13 protein-coding genes and 1 pseudogene are annotated in these 18,287 nt (G+C 65.3%); 8 read left to right on the plus strand and 6 right to left on the minus strand.

Features of this window, described 5'->3' with window-relative positions:
* Positions 1-8 precede the first annotated feature (8 nt).
* On the plus strand, positions 9-1,394 hold the full coding sequence (gene hemN, locus SD196_RS06690; protein WP_343574354.1) for an oxygen-independent coproporphyrinogen III oxidase: 1,386 nt from the start codon (positions 9-11) through the stop codon (positions 1,392-1,394).
* Positions 1,395-1,450: 56 nt separating this feature from the next.
* On the opposite strand, the gene SD196_RS06695 is transcribed toward hemN, so the two are convergent.
* The 3 genes from SD196_RS06695 to SD196_RS06705 form a co-directional block, all read right to left on the minus strand.
* Positions 1,451-3,055, minus strand: coding sequence for an FMN-binding glutamate synthase family protein (locus SD196_RS06695; protein WP_343574351.1), 1,605 nt, complete (start codon positions 3,053-3,055; stop codon positions 1,451-1,453).
* Positions 3,056-3,338: 283 nt separating this feature from the next.
* Positions 3,339-4,718 (minus strand): L-serine ammonia-lyase, encoded by a 1,380-nt coding sequence (locus SD196_RS06700; protein ID WP_343574349.1) that lies wholly within the window; start codon positions 4,716-4,718, stop codon positions 3,339-3,341.
* Between the two features lie 725 nt (positions 4,719-5,443).
* Complete coding sequence (locus SD196_RS06705; RefSeq protein ID WP_416311206.1) at positions 5,444-6,223, minus strand: response regulator transcription factor; 780 nt, start codon at positions 6,221-6,223, stop codon at positions 5,444-5,446.
* 149 nt (positions 6,224-6,372) lie between these two features.
* Between SD196_RS06705 and SD196_RS06710 the strand changes: the two genes are divergently transcribed.
* The 3 genes from SD196_RS06710 to SD196_RS06720 all read left to right on the plus strand — a co-directional run bounded on the left by SD196_RS06710 (position 6,373) and on the right by SD196_RS06720 (position 9,387).
* The gene (locus tag SD196_RS06710) at positions 6,373-7,194 is read left to right on the plus strand and encodes a carbon-nitrogen hydrolase family protein (RefSeq protein ID WP_331316467.1); all 822 of its coding nucleotides are present in this window, start codon (positions 6,373-6,375) and stop codon (positions 7,192-7,194) included.
* Positions 7,195-7,360: 166 nt separating this feature from the next.
* A complete protein-coding gene (locus SD196_RS06715; protein WP_275610590.1) occupies positions 7,361-8,683 on the plus strand; it encodes an APC family permease in 1,323 nt (440 codons plus the stop codon).
* A 59-nt stretch (positions 8,684-8,742) separates the two neighbouring features.
* The gene (locus SD196_RS06720; RefSeq protein WP_343574342.1) at positions 8,743-9,387 is read left to right on the plus strand and encodes a glutathione S-transferase family protein; all 645 of its coding nucleotides are present in this window, start codon (positions 8,743-8,745) and stop codon (positions 9,385-9,387) included.
* Positions 9,388-10,034: 647 nt separating this feature from the next.
* Here the strand turns inward: SD196_RS06720 and metR are convergent.
* Complete coding sequence (gene metR / locus SD196_RS06725; RefSeq protein WP_343574339.1) at positions 10,035-10,955, minus strand: transcriptional regulator MetR; 921 nt, start codon at positions 10,953-10,955, stop codon at positions 10,035-10,037.
* 123 nt (positions 10,956-11,078) lie between these two features.
* Here metR and SD196_RS06730 point away from each other — a divergent pair.
* Positions 11,079-12,152, plus strand: a pseudogene (locus SD196_RS06730) (5-methyltetrahydropteroyltriglutamate--homocysteine S-methyltransferase); the annotation flags it as partial.
* Between the two features lie 49 nt (positions 12,153-12,201).
* Here SD196_RS06730 and SD196_RS06735 read toward each other — a convergent pair.
* Entirely contained in the window at positions 12,202-12,639 is a 438-nt protein-coding gene (locus SD196_RS06735; RefSeq protein ID WP_275610593.1) for a CopD family copper resistance protein, read from the minus strand.
* 200 nt (positions 12,640-12,839) lie between these two features.
* Between SD196_RS06735 and SD196_RS06740 the strand changes: the two genes are divergently transcribed.
* The gene (locus SD196_RS06740; protein ID WP_343574334.1) at positions 12,840-13,835 is read left to right on the plus strand and encodes an alpha/beta hydrolase; all 996 of its coding nucleotides are present in this window, start codon (positions 12,840-12,842) and stop codon (positions 13,833-13,835) included.
* Positions 13,836-14,225: 390 nt separating this feature from the next.
* Here the strand turns inward: SD196_RS06740 and SD196_RS06745 are convergent, their stop codons facing one another.
* Positions 14,226-15,140 carry a LysR substrate-binding domain-containing protein gene (locus SD196_RS06745; protein ID WP_275610595.1) on the minus strand — a complete coding sequence of 305 codons (915 nt, stop codon included), beginning with the start codon at positions 15,138-15,140 and terminating at the stop codon, positions 14,226-14,228.
* 102 nt (positions 15,141-15,242) lie between these two features.
* On the opposite strand from SD196_RS06745, the gene SD196_RS06750 reads away from it, so the two are divergent.
* Positions 15,243-16,328, plus strand: coding sequence for a tartrate dehydrogenase (locus SD196_RS06750; RefSeq protein WP_343574328.1), 1,086 nt, complete (start codon positions 15,243-15,245; stop codon positions 16,326-16,328).
* 234 nt (positions 16,329-16,562) lie between these two features.
* Positions 16,563-18,182, plus strand: a complete 1,620-nt coding sequence (locus SD196_RS06755) for a BCCT family transporter (RefSeq protein WP_275610597.1) — start codon at positions 16,563-16,565, stop codon at positions 18,180-18,182.
* The last annotated feature ends 105 nt before the right edge of the window (positions 18,183-18,287 follow it).

The raw sequence follows: 18,287 nt of genomic DNA on the forward strand, positions 1-18,287 counted from the left end.
GCCGTGTCATGCCCGAATCGATGAGTTTCAACCGCGCGCTGGTGGAAAAGTACGACCGCCCCGGCCCGCGCTATACGTCCTATCCCACCACGCCGCAGTTCCATGGCGCCTTCGCCGCCGACGACTATCGCGCCGCCGCCCGGCGCAGCAACGAGGCGCCGTCCAAGCCGCTCTCGGTGTACATCCACATCCCGTTCTGCCAGAGCCTCTGCTACTACTGCGCCTGCAACAAGATCATCACCCGGAAGACCCACCGCGCCGTCGAATACCTCGATTACCTCAAGCGCGAGATCGCCCTGCAGGCGGCACTGTTCGATACGTCGCGCAAGCTGACCCAGTTGCACCTGGGCGGCGGCACGCCGACCTACCTGACCAGCGAGCAACTGGGCGAGCTGATGGACGGCCTGCGCGAGCACTTCAACCTGGACGAAAGCGATGCCCACGAGTTCTCCATTGAAGTCGACCCGCGCACCATCAGCCGCGAACGCATCGCCGAACTGCGCGCCCAGGGCTTCAACCGCCTGAGCTTCGGCGTGCAGGACTTCGACGAAAAGGTCCAGGCCGCGGTCAACCGCGTGCAGAGCGAGCAGCAGGTCTTCGACCTGGTCCAGGCCGCCCGCGAGGCGAACTTCAAGTCGGTCTCGGTGGACCTGATCTACGGCCTGCCGTTGCAGACGGTGGAGAGCTTCGACACCACCCTGGCCAAGATCATTGCCCTGCGCCCCGACCGCATCGCCGCCTACAGCTACGCCCACCTGCCCGAGCGGGTGCGCGCGCAACGGCTGATCCGCCGCGAGGACATGCCGCCGCCCGAGCGCAAGCTGGAGCTGCTGGAGCTGACCATCCGCCGGCTGACGGAGGCGGGCTACGCCTACATCGGCATGGACCACTTCGCGCTGCCCGACGACGAACTGACCGTGGCCCGCGCCAAGGGCACGCTGCAACGCAACTTCCAGGGCTACTCGACCCACGCCGATTGCGACCTGATCGCGCTGGGCGTGTCCTCGATCAGCAAGGTCGGCGATACCTACGGGCAGAACGTGAAGGAGCTGTCCCAGTACTACGCGCGCATCAACGAGGGCCTGCTGCCGGTGCACAAGGGCTACCGGCTGACCGACGACGACTGCCTGCGTCGCGAGGTGATCGGTGCGCTGATGTGCCATGGTCGCGTGGATTACGCACCGCTGGAGGCGCGTCACGGCATTCGATTCAAGGAGTACTTCGGCGATTCGCTGCGCCAGTTGCAGGAGCAGGCCGGCGACGGGCTGGTGGCGTTGCATGACGATGCGCTGGTGCTGCTGCCCCAGGGGCAACTGATGATGCGCAGCGTGGCGATGGCCTTCGATGCCTACCTGGGCGGTGGGCAGCAGGAGCGCTTTTCGCGCACCATCTGAAGCGGGACGGGCCCCGGCAACCGGTACAGGTTGCCGGGGCTTTTTTCAGGGTGGCGTCAGCCGGCGGCCGCTTCGAAGCTGTCGCTGCGCGCCATGCGCCAGATGCGCTCGTAGAACTCGCCCTCGATATTGCCCGAGAGCAGTTCGCCGGGTTTCAGGAAGTAGTGCAGGTGCGAGAACAGGCGGATCTCGGTGGCCGAGACGCGGCGCACCAGGTGCTTGGCTTCCAGCTGCGAGGGATGCTGCAGGCCGGCGGCGGCGATCATTTCGGCCAGGCCCTTGAGGGTGTTGTGGTGGAAGTTGAGCACTCGCTCGGCCTTGTCCGGCACCACCAGGGCGCGCTGGCGCAGCGGGTCTTGGGTGGCCACGCCAGTCGGGCACTTGTTGGTGTGGCAGCTCTGCGACTGGATGCAGCCGATGGCGAACATGAAGCCGCGCGCCGAGTTGGCCCAGTCGGCGCCCATGGCCAGTACGCTGGCGATGTCGAAGGCGCTGACGATCTTGCCGCTGGCGCCGATGCGGATCTTGTCGCGCAGGCCCAGGCCAACCAGGGTGTTGTGCACGAACAGCAGGCCTTCGCGCATCGGCAGGCCCATGTGGTCGGTGAACTCCAGCGGTGCCGCGCCGGTGCCGCCTTCCTTGCCGTCGACCACGATGAAGTCGGGGAGGATGCCGGTCTCGTGCATGGCCTTGGCGATGCCCATGAACTCCCATGGATGGCCGATGCACAGCTTGAAGCCCACCGGTTTGCCGCCGGAGAGCTCACGCAGTTTGACGATGAAGTCGAGCAGTTCCTTGGGTGTGCTGAAGGCGCTGTGGGAGGAGGGCGAAATGCAGTCCTGGCCCATGGGCACGCCACGGGTGGAGGCGATTTCCGGGGTCACCTTGTGCTTGGGCAGGATGCCGCCGTGGCCGGGCTTGGCGCCCTGGCTTAGCTTGATTTCGATCATCTTCACCTGCGGGTCGACCGCCTGCCTGGCGAAGCGCTCCGGGTCGAAATGGCCGTCCGGGGTGCGGCAGCCGAAGTAGCCGCTGCCCAGCTCCCAGGTCAGGTCGCCGCCGTATTCGCGGTGGTAGGGGCTGATGCTGCCTTCGCCGGTGTCGTGGATGAAGTTGCCCATCTTCGCACCCTTGTTCAGCGCGCGGATGGCGTTGGCGCTGAGGGAGCCGAAGCTCATCGCCGAGATGTTGAACACCGAGATGGAGTAGGGCTGCTTGCACTCCGGCCCGCCGACGTCGACGCGGAAGGTGCGGGGGTCGGACACCGGCGCCGGGCGGATGGAGTGGGCGATGAATTCGAAGCCCGACTGGTAGACGTCGATCAGGGTGCCGAAGGGTTTGTCGGCGCTCTCGTTCTTCGCCCGCGAGTACACCAGCGCACGCTGGGCGCGGGAGAAGGGCAGGGCGTCGTTGTCGCCTTCGAGCAGGTACTGGCGGATTTCCGGGCGGATGCCTTCCACCAGGTAGCGGATGTTGCCCAGGATCGGGTAGTTGCGCCGCACGGCGTGGCGCTCCTGAGTGAGGTCGAGTACCCCAAGGATGCTCAGGGCGAAGGTGAGCAGGGTCAGCGGCCAGATATCGCCGAGAAACGGCAGGCTGAACAGGGTGAACAGGACACACGCGGCAAAGAAGGCATAACGGCTTAGGAGCGACAGGTTCATGGAATCTCCAGTCGTCGGGCTGAACACGGTAAGGGTGAGTCGAAAGGACCGCTAGAGCATGGCATTCGTTGCAGGAATGCGCCTGGCCGAAGGTCAATGCGGCGTACTTTCGGAAGATTTCTAGTGTTGGCGGAGCGACGTTAGTCCGAAGGCGAGAAAAAAGAAAGCTAGCTAACTATTTTCTCTGGGGGTGAGAAAGGTTGTCTCGGGCGGTGCAATAAATGGGGGCAGGGTGCGTGCTCTTCGTAGGAGCGAGCTTGCTCGCGAACCGCGCCCTGCCCAACTAACAGGCGATCACATTCACCGCCAGCCCACCCTTGGAGGTCTCCTTGTACTTGTCCATCATGTCGCGCCCCGTGTCGCGCAGGGTGTCGATGGCCTTGTCCAGGCTGACCAGGTGCTGGCCGTCGCCACGCAGCGCCAGTTGGGCGGCGTTGATGGCCTTGAGCGAGGCCATGGCGTTGCGCTCGATACAGGGCACCTGCACCAGCCCGGCCACCGGGTCGCAGGTCAGCCCGAGGTTGTGCTCCAGGCCGATCTCGGCGGCGTTCTCCACCTGTTCCAGGCTGCCGCCGAGGACTTCCGCCAGGCCGCCGGCGGCCATGGCGCAGGCCGAGCCCACTTCGCCCTGGCAGCCCACTTCAGCGCCGGAGATCGAGGCGTTGAGTTTGCACAGGATGCCGATGGCAGCGGCGGTGAGCAGGTAGCGTTCGATGGCGTCCGCGTTGGCCTGGCCGTCGTAGCGGGCGTAGTAGTGCAGCACCGCCGGGACGATGCCGGCGGCGCCATTGGTGGGGGCGGTCACCACCCGTCCACCGGCGGCATTCTCCTCGTTCACCGCCAGCGCCCAGAGGTCCACCCAGTCCATGGCACCGAGAGTGCTGGCGATCAGATTGCCGCTGTCGGCTTCGTTCAGCCGGCGGAAGAGCATGGGCGCACGGCGGCGCACCTTGAGTCCGCCGGGCAGGGTGCCTTCGGTTTCCAGCCCGCGGCGCACGCAGGCCTGCATTTCCTCCCAGATATGCGCAAGGCCGGCGTGGATTTCCGCCTCGCTGCGCACGGCGAGCTCATTGGCCCACATCAGGTCGCTGATGCGCGTGAAGCCTTGTTGGTGGCACAGGCGCAGCAGTTCCTCGGCGCTGTGGAAGGGGTAGGGCATGGGGCTGTCGGGCAGGGCGCGGTCGGTGTTGAAGTCGGCCTGGTCGACCACGAAACCGCCGCCCACCGAATAGCAGATGCGCTCGGCCAGCAGCTCGCCGTTGGCCGCCAGCGCCCGCAGGTGCAGACCGTTGGGGTGGGCGGGCAGGCTGTCGTCGTGGAAGACCAGTTGCTGCGCCGGGTCGAAGTCGATTTCCTGAAGGCCGCCCAGGCGCAGGCGATGGCGCAACAGGATGTCGTCCACTTGTGGCGCCAGCGCGGCCGGGTCGGCTTCCGCCGGGTCGATGCCGAGCAGGCCGATCAGGCAGGCGCGGTCAGTGGCGTGGCCCTTGCCGGTGGCACTGAGGGAACCGTAGAGATGCACCTCGACCGACGCTACCCGGTCCAGCAGGCCGTCCGCCCGCAGGCGGTCGACGAACTCGCGGGTGGCGCGCATCGGCCCCACGGTATGGGAGCTGGACGGTCCGACGCCGGGCTTGAACATGTCGAAAACGCTGAGGCTCATGGGGAATTCCTCCTGTCCTCAAGCATGGACCCGCAATGGCGCCGATGCTCACCGACCGCTCGACGGCTGGCCGTTCTTGCAGGAGCGAGCCTGCTCGCGAAACGCATGGCAGGGGAGGTGCCGGTAAATTCTGTTCGCGAGCAAGCTCGCTCCTACAGTGAGGGCTCGGCTCGCGTAGGAGCGGACCTTGTCCGCGATCCGGCCGGAAGGCTGGTGGTCGGGGATTGCATCGCTATCGCGGTGATCGCGGAGAAGCTCCTCTCCTACGGGAGCAGAAGCAGCTCGGAGCACGGCAGTTTGCTTTTGCTCTTGTGGACTTCCAGAGAACTATCCGTGCACTCCGAGCGCCCCTTCAGGAGGCCGAGCGGAATCGGAGTTTCAGGGGTTGAGCGGCATGGATGCCGCGAGAGCGTCGTTGGGCCAGGGATGGCCCGTCGACGCGTGCCCCTGAAACTTCGATGGAACGAGGGAAACGAAGCGCAGCGAAGTAACAGCCGAAGGCTGGCCCGAAGGGTGAGCGAAGCGAATCAGTCCCGCGAAGCGGGAACCGGATGATGGGGCAGAGACTTTTGCCTACTTTGCGTGGGGCGGCCATCCGTCGTTTGGCAAAGTAGGTCGCCCGAGGGGGCGAAACAAAATCTCTCAGCGCGCACCGAAGCGGCGCAGAACACCAATCCCCAAAAAATCGCGGACAGAGTCCGCTCCTACGGGGGCGTTGCCACGCCTCACCCCTGCGCTTGCAAAAACAACGAGAACAACTCCGACTGCGACTTGATCCCGAGCTTGGCGTACATGTGCTTGCGGTGAACCTTCACGGTTTCGGCGGAGATCGCCAGCTTGCGGGCGATTTCCTTGCTGGAGCAGCCGCTGAGCATCAGCCGGCCCACTTCCAGCTCGCGGGCGGTGAGCGGGGTTTCCACCTGCTGGGCGGTGGCTTCCAGACGGGTCTGCCAGCGCGGCGGCGGGGGCGCTTCCTGGACTTCGCACTCGAAGGTCATGCGCTGGCGCATCAGCCCGGCGACCCAGGGCTGCACCAGGCCCAGCAGGGCGATCTGCTCGGGGCTGAAGCGGCCCTTGCTGCCCACCGAGCAACACAGGGTGCGTTCGCCATCGAGCTGCACGTTGATCTGCACTTCGTCAGCCACCACGTTGAGGCTGAAGTAGCGCTGGTAGTAGTCGGTCTGCTCGAACATCTCCGGCGCCACGTCGTCCAGGCGGAACAGCCCGCTGCCGGGCGCTTCGCGGCTGGCGATGTAGAAAGGGTCGAGCAGGTAGAGGCCCTTGAGGTAGTCCTGGAACAGCGGGTCCGGCCCGCCGTCCTCGCCCGGGCATTCGGCGAACACCTGTGGCCTGCCATTGCTGAAAAGCAGCACGACCCAGCTGTCGAAGGACACATACTGGCCCAGCAGACGCACCAGCAAGGTCCAGAAGTTCGGCTTGTCCAACGCCTCGATCAGCTGCCCGACCGAGCGGTGCCAGGCGATGTCCTGAAGGGAAAGGCCCATGACTCTACCCCCGTTGGGTTACCACGCGGGCGTAATTACCCGGTGAGGGCGCCGCCGGCATACTCGACCGATACCTTGAGCCGGCGCGGGGTGCAGTTTGACCCTTTTGCAGCGCGCGGTCACCGGAAGACAAGAATCTGAGGAAGCCCATGAAAGTCGAACTCGTGCAACTGGCCGGCCGTGATGGCGATGTGGCCTGGAACCTGGCCCGCACCCTGGAGGCCATCCACGCCTGCGCAGCGGACACCCAGTTGGTGGTGTTCCCCGAGACTCAGCTGACCGGCTTCCCCACCGAGCAGAACATCGCTGCCATCGCCGAGCCGGTCGACGGTCCCAGCGTGCAGGCCGTGCAGCGCGCCGCACGGGAGAAGAACATCAGTGTTGCCGTAGGCTTCGCCGAGGCCGCCGCCGACGGCCGCTTCTACAACACCACGCTGCTGATTACGCCTGAAGGCATCGCCATGCAGTACCGCAAGACGCACCTGTGGGCGTCGGATCGCGGCATCTTCACCCCGGGCGATCGCTACGCCACCTGCCTGTGGAATGGCATCCGCGTGGGCATCGCGATCTGCTTCGACATCGAGTTTCCGGAAAGCGTCCGCGCCCTTGGTCAGTTGGGCGCGGAACTGATCATCGTGACCAACGGCAACATGGACCCCTACGGCCCGACCCACCGCACCGCGATCATGGGCCGCGCCATGGAAAACCAGGCCTACGCAGTGATGGTCAACCGCGTCGGCGAGGGTGACGACGGCCTGGTGTTCGCCGGTGGCAGCGCGGTGGTCGATCCCTTCGGCCAACTGCTCTGCGAAGCCGGCCGCGAAGAGTGTCGGCAGATCGTCGAACTGGACTTCGAGCGCCTGGCACAGGCGCGCCGCGACTACAGCTACCTGGCCGAGCGCCGCTTCGTGCTGCCGGGCGAAATGCGCGAGCACGAAGGTGGCCTGCGCGAGCTGATCATTCCGGCCTGACGTTTCTTTCCGGCCCGGAGTGTTTTCCGGGCCGGGGCGCAGGGCCGCGCCACCACAGCGATTCTCCAACACCGACGGGGGCCCCGAGCACCCGCACGGCTTTCGGGTGAGCGGAAGCCGGAATCTTTGCACTGCCCATAACAAACACAATGTGGAGTAAGCAGTAATGGCTCAACTGAAACGAACCCTGTCGCTGGGTTCGGTGGTGCTGTTCGGCATCGCCTACATGACCCCGATCATCGTCCTGGGCACCTTCGGCATCCTCGCCGACGTCACCCGTGGCGTAGTGCCCTCGGCGTACCTCGTCGCCTCCGTTGCAATGCTCTTCACCGCGCTCAGCTATGGGCGCATGGCCGCTGCCTTCCCGGTGGCCGGGTCCGCCTACACCTATGTGCGCAAGTCGATCAGCCCGAAACTGGGCTTCCTCGCCGGCTGGGCGGTGCTGCTGGACTACCTGTTCCTGCCCATGGCCATCTGGCTGATCGGCGCGGCCTACCTGCACTCGGCCTTCCCGGCGGTGCCCCAGGCGCTCTGGGTGCTGGCCTTCATCGGCGTGACCACGGCGATCAACGTCGTCGGCCTGCGCCTGGCGAAGAACGTCAACGGCGTGCTGATGCTGGTGCAGTTCCTGGTGCTGATCGCCTTCGTCGGCCTGGCGATCCACTACGTGATGGGCGACGCCAGTCGTCCGCTGTGGACCCTCGAGCCGTTCCTCAAGGAGGGCACCCAGCTGCCGCTGATCATGGGCGGCGCGGCCATCGCCTGTTACTCCTTCCTGGGCTTCGATGCGGTCAGTACCCTGACGGAAGAAACCCACGAGCCGCGCAAGACCATTCCGCGCGCCATCCTGCTGATCACCCTGATCGGCGGTGGCATATTCATTGCCGCCAGCTATTTCGTACAACTGGCGCATCCGTCGGTGGAGTTCCAGAACGCCGATTCCGCAGCCTACGAAATTGCCCGCAACATCGGCGGCGACCTGTTCGTCAGCTTCTTCCTGATCGGTCTGATCGTCGGCCAGTTCACCTCCGGCCTGTCGGCCCAGGCCAGCGCCTCGCGCCTGCTGTTCGCCATGGGCCGCGACGGCGTGCTGCCGCGCCCGTTCTTCGGCCGCATCAGCAAGCGCTTCGAAACCCCGGTGAACAGCATCGTGCTGTGCGGCGTGGTGGCCCTGCTGGCGCTGCGCATGGACGTCACCACCTCCACCTCGTTCATCAACTTCGGTGCCTTCCTGGCCTTCAGCCTGGTGAACCTCTCGGTGATCTTCCACTACTACCTGAACGCCGAGCGCCGTGGCCCGCGCGAGCTGGTGCTGTTCCTGCTGTTCCCGCTGATCGGCCTGGTCGCCGACCTGTGGCTGATGGTCAGCCTCGACCACCTGGCGATCTGGCTCGGCGCCACCTGGCTGGTACTGGGTGTGATCTACCTCGCGGTAATCACCGGCGGCTTCCGCGAACAGCCGCCGGAGATGAGCTTCGAGGAGGCGTGACGGCCGAGCGGGGCTATGCTGGGGGCTCCATGCAGTGGCGTGCCACAGGAGATCCCGCCATGTCCCGCATCACGCTTTATCACTCGCCCCAGACACGCTCCAGCGGCGCCCTGGTGCTGCTGGAGGAGCTGGGCGCCGACTACGACATCGAACTGATCAACATGAAGGCAGGCGAGCAGCGCAAGCCGGCTTACCTGGCAATCAACCCGATGGGCAAAGTCCCGGCGATCCGCCACGGCGAGGCGCTGGTGACCGAGCAGGGCGCGGTCTTCCTCTACCTCGCCGATCTCTTCCCCCGCGCGGGCCTGGCGCCCGCCCTGGACGACCCGCTGCGCGGCCCCTACCTGCGCTGGCTGGTGTTCTACGGCTCCAGTTTCGAGCCGGCCATCCTCGATCGCGCGCTCAAACGCGACCCCCCGCCGCCGGCCATGAGCCCCTACGGCGACTACGACAGCGTGATGCGCACCCTCGCCGAGCAGCTGGAAAACGGACCCTTCCTGCTGGGCAGCCGCATGACCGCCGCCGACGTGCTGTGGGGCACGGCGCTGAGCTGGACCATCGGTTTCGGCGTGGTGCCCAGGCTGCCGGTGTTCGAGCGCTACGTCGAACTCATCACCTCGCGGCCGGCCTTCGCCCGCGTACGCGAGCGCGATGAGCAGTGGGCGGCGGAGCACGCACGGGCCGCCGAGGCGAAGGCGCCCTGATACCGGAGGGCAGGGGCGTAGCTGCAAGTGGGGACGGGTGGAGAGGCCGTTGCGCGTTCTGCGAAAACGGTCTCAAGTCCCATAGGAAGTTTCTTATTTGCTTGTAGCTTTCTTTGCTGGCTTGCAGGGCTGATCAATGATGGCCCCAACGCCGCGTCGTTCCCCATCTCGCGGCGTCTGCTCCAGCATAACGATGAGAAAGGTGTTGCATCCGTTAGGTCCCGAAGCCCATCCGCGAGGATGGGCTTTTTTTCGTTCGCTATTCGGGTGCTCTTCATGCCTGATCTTCCTCAGGTGAAGTCGGAAAGGTCTTTTGTTTTGAGGGGAGAGGTGTAGGCAGCTCGGGGAAATGCCGACGATGTGCTGTTTATCTCAAATCGGCTTAGGTCTTTTCTTACATGGATATCTGGGGCTTGGAGACGGCTGTCAGCTGCTGGATCATATGTCCCGCGCCCTGTTCCTACAGGGAGCCCTAAAGATTGATCGACTAGTCAATCGTTTAGTCCTTGGCCCGCCAGCAATGGCGGGCTTTTTTATGCGCGGTTTCATGGTGGGCTGCGCAGGACGCTCAGGGTAGGGCGGTTGAGCGCGTTTCCCTGTGAGCCAGAGGCTTTTCGTCAGACTGCCTTTCTTGTGGGATTCCAGTGTCAGCTCTTTGCCGCGCTGACCCCTTCCAGGGTGGCGAAGGAGGTGTCCTTGGCCGTCAGCAGGAAGTCGCGCATGAACGGCGCGTCCAGCATGTCGGCGCGAATCGCCGCGAACAGCGTGCAGTACAGACCTTTCTCCCCCAGGCGCTTGGCGGTGACGTAGCCGCGCGAGCTGTATTCGTGCAGCGCCCAGTTGGGCAGGCTGCAGACGCCGCGTCCGGAGGCCACCAGCTGCATCATCATCACCGTCAGTTCCGAGGTCCGCACCTGCGCCGGCTCGATGTCGGCGGGCTCCAGGAAGCGGGTGAAAATGTCCAGGCGGTCCCGCTCGATGGGGTAGGTGATCAGGGTCAGGCTGGCCAGGTCTTCCGGGACTATGTACGACTTGCCGGCCAGCGCGTGGTGGTTGTCCACCGCCAGCAGCGCCTCGTAGGTGAACAGCGGCACGTAGGTGATGCCGGCCAGGTCCACAGGGTCCGAGGTCACCACCAGGTCGAGATCACCACGGGCCAGTGCCGGCAGCGGGGCGAAGGAGAAGCCGGAGGCGAGGTCGAGTTCGACTTCCGGCCAGGCGTCGCGGAACTGGTCGATGGTCGGCATCAGCCACTGGAAGCAGCTGTGGCATTCGATGGCCATGTGCAGGCGGCCGGCGGTGCCGCCGGCCAGGCGCGCCAGGTCGCGTTCGGCGCCGCGCAGTTGCGGCAGCACGCTGTCGGCCAGTTGCAGCAGGCGCAGGCCGGCACTGGTGAAGCGCACTGGCTTGGTCTTGCGGATGAACAGCGACAGGCCGAGGCGATCTTCCAGTTCCTTGAACTGGTGGGAGAGGGCGGATTGGGTGAGGTGCAGGCGCTCGGCCGCCTCCACGAGGCTGTCGGCCTCGCGCAGGGCGTGGAGGGTTTTCAGGTGACGGAGTTCAAGCATGGTGCCGGCCTCGACCTCAATATGAGGAAAACTTGATTTCAACGCGAATGAATTGAGTTTGTCTCATGAGTGGCCGGCTGTCGACAATGCGTGCATCTGACGTATTGGTTTGGAGTCTTCGCCATGGCATTGGCACACACCCTCGGCTTTCCCCACATCGGTCGTGACCGTGAACTGCAGACGGCGCTGGAGGGCTTCTGCAACGGCGAGCTGGACGAGACCGGACTGCGTCGTGTGGGGCGCGAGCTGCGTGCTGCGCACTGGCAGGCACAAAAGGACGCCGGCATCGACTTGCTGCCGGTCGGTGATTTCGTCTGGTGCGACCCGGTGCTGACCCACTCGCTGACCTTCGGTGTGCTTCTTGGGGGCGACAAGCCAACCCTGCAAACACTGTTCGCAATGGCTCAGGGTGGCAACGGTGCGCCTGCTGCACAGTGGTTCGACACTGACCACCAGTACCGGGTCCCGGAGTTCAGCGTTGACCAGCAGTTCGAGCTGAGCTGGGAGCAACTGTTCGAGGAGGTGGATGAGGCGCTGGCGCTGGGGCACACCGTCAAACCGGTGCTGATCGGCCCGCTCACCTACCTGTGGCTGGGCAAGCTCAAGGGTGAGGACGCCGGCTTCGACAAGCTCGACCTGCTGGAACGTCTGCTGCCGGTCTATGGCCAGATATTCCAGCGCCTGGCCGCCCAGGGCGTGGAGTGGGTACAGATCGACGAGCCGATCCTGGTGCTCGACCTGCCGCAGGACTGGAAGAACGCCTTCGAGCGCGCCTACAACCTGCTCCAGCGTGAACCGCTGAAGAAGCTGATCGCCACCTACTTCGGCGGCCTGGAAGACAACCTCGGCCTGGCCGCCAGCCTGCCGCTGGATGGTCTGCACGTCGACCTGGTGAGTGCGCCGCGGCAGTATCTGACCGTCCTCGACCGCCTGCCGTCCTACAAGGTGCTGTCCCTGGGCCTGGTGAGCGGCGGCAATGACTGGGGCTACGATCTCGAATCGGCGCTGGACGTGCTGCGCCATGCCCATGAGCGGTTGGGTGAGCGGCTGTGGGTGGCGTCGTCCTGCTCAGCGCTGCAGAGCCCGGCGGATGCGCCGGAGGATTCCCAGGCGATTGCCGCGCAGAAGTGCGCCGAGGTGGCGCTGCTGGCGCGGGCGGTCAACCAGCCCGAGGCGCCGGATGTGCTCGCCGCGCTGGCCGGGATTGGGCGTCGCCAGTGTGCTTGAGTGCCCGTTCGAGGATGCGTCAGAGGTAGAACATGCCCTTGGCCAGCACCACGATGGCCAGCACATGGACGAACACGCTGTAGTGGATACGCCGCGAGCGCTGGCCGGTCATGCGGCCGGTGCGGAAAGACAGCATGGCGAAGGCGAAATGCCCGAGCACGCTGGCAGCCAGCAGCAGCTTGAGGCTGAGCAGGGTGGCGAAGGTGGACGCCAGCGGATCGGCCAGCAGCGGCAGGTAGCGCAGGTGCAGCATGCCCAGGCCGGCGCCGAACAGGACGAGGATGGCCCACGGCATCAGGCGCCGGGCGCGCCGCCCGACGGCGGCTTCCACCATGCGCATGGCCCGCGCTGGCACGTGCTGGCGGACGCTCTCCAGGACCAGCACTTCGAAGAACACCGTGCCGACGAACAGGATCGCGGCGAGCAGGTGCAGGGTGAGCAGGAGCGGGTAGGCCATGGCGCTGGGTTCCGAGAGGGAAGCCGCTATCTTCGCCAGCGGGCCGTGGCTCGCCCATGACCCCGGTCATGCCGCGCGTTGTGACGGGTGCACGACCGCTCAGCGCCTTTCATCAAATTGTCACGGACCTGTGGCAGAGCGAATGACGGAAATTCATCAGAATCCCGTTCCACTGGGGTTTTGCGTTCCGGATTTTCATGATGCGTGCTTTGCTGCTGGCGGTCGCCCTTTTGTGCGGACTGCCGTCCTTTACTTTTGCCGGCGATCGTTGCGATCCCCGGGTGCCGACCGAGCTGGTCGACCTGGGCGACGTGCGCCTGGCCTATCAGAGCATCGGCCGTCCGCAGGACCCGGCACTGCTGTTGATCATGGGCCTGGGCGGCCAGCTGATCCACTGGCCCGACGAGGTGGTCGAGGCGCTCTGCCAGCAGGGCTTCCGGGTCATCCGTTATGACAACCGCGATGTCGGCCTGTCCGCCTGGCGCATTCCTACGCCCAGCGGCAACCTGACCTATGAAGTGATCCGCTATCGCCTGGGCCTGCCGGTGAGCGCGCCCTATAGCCTGACCGACATGGCGGGTGATTCGCTGCGTCTGCTCGATGCGCTGCACATTCAGCGTGCTCACGTGCTGGGGGCGAGCATGGGCGGGATGATCGCCCAGCATGTTGCCGACCTTGCGCCGGAGCGGGTGATCAGCCTGACCCTGGTGATGACCAGCTCCGGCGCCGAAGGCCTGCCGGCGCCCAGCGAGTCGCTGCTGCGCCTGCTCGCCCGGCGCGAGGCGGCCAGCCGCGAACAGGCCATCGAGCAGCAGGCCGATCTGCTGGCTGCACTGGGCAGCCCCGACGTGCGCGACGACCGCCAGCAATTGCTGCAACAGGCGGCGCGCTCCTACGACCGCGCCTTCAACCCCGAGGGCGTGCAGCGGCAAATGCTGGCGATCCTCGCCGAGCCGAGCCGGGTGGAGTTGCTCAACCGCCTGGACGTGCCGACCCTGGTGGTCCACGGCACCGCCGATCCCTTGCTGCCGGTGATGCACGGGGTGCACGTGGCGGCGCATATCCGCGGTTCGGAGCTGAAGCTGATCCCCGGCATGGCGCATCGCTTCCAGGAGGACTTCAAGGAACCGCTGCTCGGTGCAGTATTGCCCTACCTGCGGGCGCATCAGGGGAACGGGCACGTGGCGCAGCTCTGATCCTGCGTAGCGCCAACCTGTAGGCGGCGCTCTTCGCGGGCATGACCCGCTCCTTCGGATCTGGACGGCTCCCGTAGGAGCGGACCTTGTCCGCGAAATGGTCCGATTCACGCCGGGCCGTTCAGGGCGCGCCGGTCGGGACTTCGCGGAGAAGCTCCGCTCCTACGAGATGCATCTGCGCTCGGGTTGGCCCTCACCCTAACCCTCTCCCAGGGGGAGAGGGGACCGTCCGGTGCAGGATGAAACTACTCTGTCAGCCGGCACGATCTGGCTCCCTCTCCCTGAGGGAGAGGGCTGGGGTGAGGGGGAAAGCCCAGGCACAGATTCAGCCGGGACAAGACAGTTGCTCCTACGAGATCAAAAACCTGGGGACGCGCAGGCCTATGACCGTCACGTTTCCGGCAGGCTGTAGCGCTCGGCGAAGTACTGCCGGAGGAACTCCACCGCCACCCGCACCTTGGCCGAGCTGGCCAGCGGCGCGGTGTACACCGCCCAGATGTCGGCCGGCTGCTGGTATTCCGGCAGCACCCGTTGCAGGCGCCCGTCGGCCAGGCTGTCGTGCACGTCCCACCAGGAGCGCAGCAGGATGCCGCGTCCGTCGAGGCACCACTGGTGCACCACCTCGCCGTGGTTGGACGACAGCGGCCCCGTTACCTTCACGTTCTCCTCGCCATTGGGCCCCTGCAGGTGCCAGATGCCGAAGGGGTGGTCGCGCTCCTTGATCACCAGGCAGTCGTGCCCGGCCAGCTCCGCCAGGGTGCGTGGCGTGCCGCGCCGTTCGAGGTAGGCGGGCGCGGCGCAGAGCACCCGGCGGTTGCGCGCCAGGGGCTTGGCGATCAGGTGCGGATCGATCTCGTTGCCCACCCGCACGTCGAGGTCAAAGCCTTCGTCTATCAGGTCCACCAGGTGGTCCTGCACGTCCAGGCGGATATCCAGTTGCGGGTGGCGTGTCGCCAGTTCCGACAGGGCGGGGGCGACGAAACGCCGGCCCAGCCCCAGGCTGCTGGCGATGCGCAGCTGGCCGCTGGGCTCGCGGTGCAGGGCGGAGACGTCGTCCCCCATCCGCTGCACCGCGTCGAGGATACGCAGCGCCCACTGGTAGACGCGCTCGCCGTCCTCGCTCACCGATACCCGACGAGTGGTGCGGTGCAGCAGGCGCACGCCGAGGTCCTCCTCCAGCAGGCGGATGCGCTTGCTGACGAAGGCGGTGGACATGCCCAGCTCGGCGGCGGCGCTGGCGAAGCTGGTGCGGCGGGCGACCTGGATGAAGACCCGCAGGTCCTCCAGATTGGGAAGATTGTTCACGATTCGTGATCCAAGAATCCACGGAAGTGATGATTATGTTTGATTTGTCGGCTTATAGCATGAAGGCCACTTCTTCCCCATCCCATCTGCAAGGGTGCCCTCATGAGCAAGACATACAGAATCGCTGCCATTCCCGGTGACGGTATCGGCCAGGAAGTCCTTCCCGAGGGCCTGCGCGTGGTTCAGGCGGCGGCGCGCAAGCACGGCCTGAATCTGGAAATCGAACACTTCGAATGGGCCAGCTGCGACTACTACCTGGAACACGGCAAGATGATGCCGGACGACTGGTTCGAGCAGCTGCAGCAGTTCGACGCCCTGTACTTCGGCGCTGTCGGCTGGCCGGACAAGGTGCCGGACCACATCTCCCTGTGGGGCTCGCTGCTCAAGTTCCGCCGCGAGTTCGACCAGTACGTGAACATCCGCCCGGTACGCCTGTTCCCCGGCGTGCCGTGCCCGCTGGCGAACAAGAAGCCCGGCGACATCGACTTCGTGGTGATCCGCGAGAACACCGAGGGCGAGTACTCCTCCCTGGGCGGTCGCATGTTCGAAGGCACCGAGAACGAGTTCGTGCTGCAGGAGTCGGTGTTCACCCGCCGTGGCGTGGATCGCATCCTCAAATACGCCTTCGACGTGGCCCAGACCCGCGAGCGCAAGTACGTCACCTCGGCGACCAAATCCAACGGCATGGCCGTGAGCATGCCCTACTGGGACGAGCGCACCGCCGCGATGGCCGCCAACTACCCGGAAATCAGCTGGGACAAGCAGCACATCGACATCCTCTGCGCACGCTTCGTGCTGCAGCCGGAGCGTTTCGACGTGGTGGTGGCTTCCAACCTGTTCGGCGACATCCTCTCCGACCTCGGCCCGGCCTGCGCCGGTACCATCGGCATCGCGCCGTCGGCCAACCTCAACCCCGAGCGCAAGTTCCCCTCGCTGTTCGAGCCGGTACACGGCTCGGCCCCGGACATCTTCGGCCAGAACATCGCCAACCCGATCGCCATGATCTGGTCCGGCGCGCTGATGCTGGAGTTCCTCGGCCAGGACGACGAGCGCTACCGCGCCGCCCATGACGACATCCTGAGCGCCATCGAGCAGGTCATCGCCAACGGCAATGTCACCCGCGACATGGGCGGCAAGCTGTCGACCCAGGCGGTCGGCCAGGCCATCGCCGAGATCGTCGCCGGCTGATCCCTTCGCTTCGGGCTGGCGCCTGCCCTGGACGGGGTATGGCGCCGCCATGAGGCGATGGACTGCTCTTGCGTTGCGTGGCAAATCACCGCACACTGTTAACCAATAGATTGTTGTTAACCAATGGTTGATTGATAGGAGAAACGTCAACCTGCCCTAGCGCTGCACTTCATGTCCCATCGCCTGCCTGGGCGGGGATGTGAAGCACAATAAAATCGTCCCAGGAGACGCCTGATGTCCCACAAGAATAAAAAGGTCGATGTATTCCTGATCACCATGAGCCTGGTTGCCGTCCTGCTCACCGTGATCGGCCTCGCTGCCTTCCCGGCAGAGGCGGAACACGCGGCCAATCAGCTGTTCGAGTTCTCCACCCGTTCCTTCGGTACCGCGGTCCAGTTGCTGATCTTCGGCAGTTCGCTGGCGGTGCTGTACATCGCCTTCAGCAAGTACGGAAACATCCGTCTGGGCAGCGGCAAGCCGGAATACTCCACCGCGACCTGGGTATTCATGTTCATCTGCGCCGGCATGGGCTCCTCGACCCTCTACTGGGGCGTTATGGAATGGGCCTACTACTACCAGTCGCCCGGCCTGAACATCGCCCCGCAGTCCCGTGAGGCCCTGGAGTACAGCGTCAGCTATTCGTTCTTCCATTGGGGCATCAGCGCCTGGTCGATCTATGCCCTGGCGTCGCTGGCCATGGCCTATCACTTCCACGTGCGCAAGAAGAGCGGCCTGAACCTGGCTTCCATCGTCGAAGCCGTCACCGGCTTCAAGGCCACCGGCCCGGTAGGCCGCCTGGTCGACCTGGTCTTCCTGCTGACCATGATGGGCGCGCTCACCGTCTCCCTGGCGCTCACCGCTTCGACCCTGACCCGTGGCCTCTCCGGCCTGGTCGGCACGCCGGACACCTTCACCGTACAGGTCATGGTGATCGGCATGATCGCCGTGCTGTTCTCCCTGAGCTCCTACATCGGCATCGACGGCGGCCTGCAGAAGCTGAGCAAGATCGTCTGCTACGGCGCCCTGGTGTTCGCCGCGGTGGTACTGCTGGTCGGCCCGACCCAGTTCACCATCAACAACACCGCCAACGGCATCGGCCTGATGATCCAGAACTACGTGCACATGAGCCTGTTCACCGACCCGGCGGGCGATGGCGCGTTCACCCGCAACTGGACGGTGTTCTACTGGCTCTGGTGGGTGTCCTACGCGCCGGGCGTGGCGATGTTCGTGACCCGCGTATCCCGTGGCCGGCAAATCAAGGAAGTGGTGTTCGCCCTGCTGCTGGGCGGTAGCTTCGGCTGCTGGTTCTTCTTCGGCGCGCTGGAAAGCTACAGCATGCACCAGTTCATCACTGGCGCCATCGACGTACCGAAGATCCTCACTGAGCAGGGTGGTGAGAGCGCGGTGGAAGCGCTGCTGGTAGGCCTGCCGTGGGGCAAGGTGTTCCTCGCCGTGTACCTGTTCATCATGGCCGTGTTCTGCGCCTCGCACATGGACGCCGCCGCCTACGCCGTGGCCGCCACCAGCACCCGCAACCTGGAAGAAGGCGACGACCCGACTCCGACTCACCGTCTGTTCTGGGCCATTACCCTGACCCTGGTGCCGCTGGCCATGTTGTTCGCCAAGGCCTCGCTGTCGACCATGAAGACCGCCGTGGTGCTCACCGCGATCCCGTTCACCCTGATCCTGCTGGTGAAGGTCTACGGCTTCATCAAGTGGATGCTGGAAGACTACGCCAAGGTGCCGGCCTACCGTATCGAGGAAGAAGCCGCCGCCATGGCCGACGAGGCCCTGCCGGAAAGCGCCGAGCCCGCGCCGGTGCGCAAGCCTCTGGCCGAGGCAATGGCCCAGTAATTCCTGCGTGGCGCCGTTCGCCTCTGGGCGGCGCCACCCGCAGGCTTTTTTTTTGCCTGTTTTGTTAACCAATAGGTTGCAGTTAACCAATAAGTAAACCGACCG

Source organism: Pseudomonas macauensis, assembly GCF_047902425.1.
In the GTDB taxonomy this organism is placed as follows: Bacteria; Pseudomonadota; Gammaproteobacteria; order Pseudomonadales; family Pseudomonadaceae; genus Pseudomonas.

Coding starts and splice junctions, on each gene's coding strand:
- hemN (WP_343574354.1), top strand. CDS start 9: ATGCCCGAATCGATGAGTTTCAACCGCGCGCTGGTGGAAAAGTACGAC.
- SD196_RS06695 (WP_343574351.1), bottom strand. CDS start 3,055: ATGAACCTGTCGCTCCTAAGCCGTTATGCCTTCTTTGCCGCGTGTGTC.
- SD196_RS06700 (WP_343574349.1), bottom strand. CDS start 4,718: ATGAGCCTCAGCGTTTTCGACATGTTCAAGCCCGGCGTCGGACCGTCC.
- SD196_RS06705 (WP_416311206.1), bottom strand. CDS start 6,223: ATGGGCCTTTCCCTTCAGGACATCGCCTGGCACCGCTCGGTCGGGCAG.
- SD196_RS06710 (WP_331316467.1), top strand. CDS start 6,373: ATGAAAGTCGAACTCGTGCAACTGGCCGGCCGTGATGGCGATGTGGCC.
- SD196_RS06715 (WP_275610590.1), top strand. CDS start 7,361: ATGGCTCAACTGAAACGAACCCTGTCGCTGGGTTCGGTGGTGCTGTTC.
- SD196_RS06720 (WP_343574342.1), top strand. CDS start 8,743: ATGTCCCGCATCACGCTTTATCACTCGCCCCAGACACGCTCCAGCGGC.
- metR (WP_343574339.1), bottom strand. CDS start 10,955: ATGCTTGAACTCCGTCACCTGAAAACCCTCCACGCCCTGCGCGAGGCC.
- SD196_RS06735 (WP_275610593.1), bottom strand. CDS start 12,639: ATGGCCTACCCGCTCCTGCTCACCCTGCACCTGCTCGCCGCGATCCTG.
- SD196_RS06740 (WP_343574334.1), top strand. CDS start 12,840: ATGCGTGCTTTGCTGCTGGCGGTCGCCCTTTTGTGCGGACTGCCGTCC.
- SD196_RS06750 (WP_343574328.1), top strand. CDS start 15,243: ATGAGCAAGACATACAGAATCGCTGCCATTCCCGGTGACGGTATCGGC.
- SD196_RS06755 (WP_275610597.1), top strand. CDS start 16,563: ATGTCCCACAAGAATAAAAAGGTCGATGTATTCCTGATCACCATGAGC.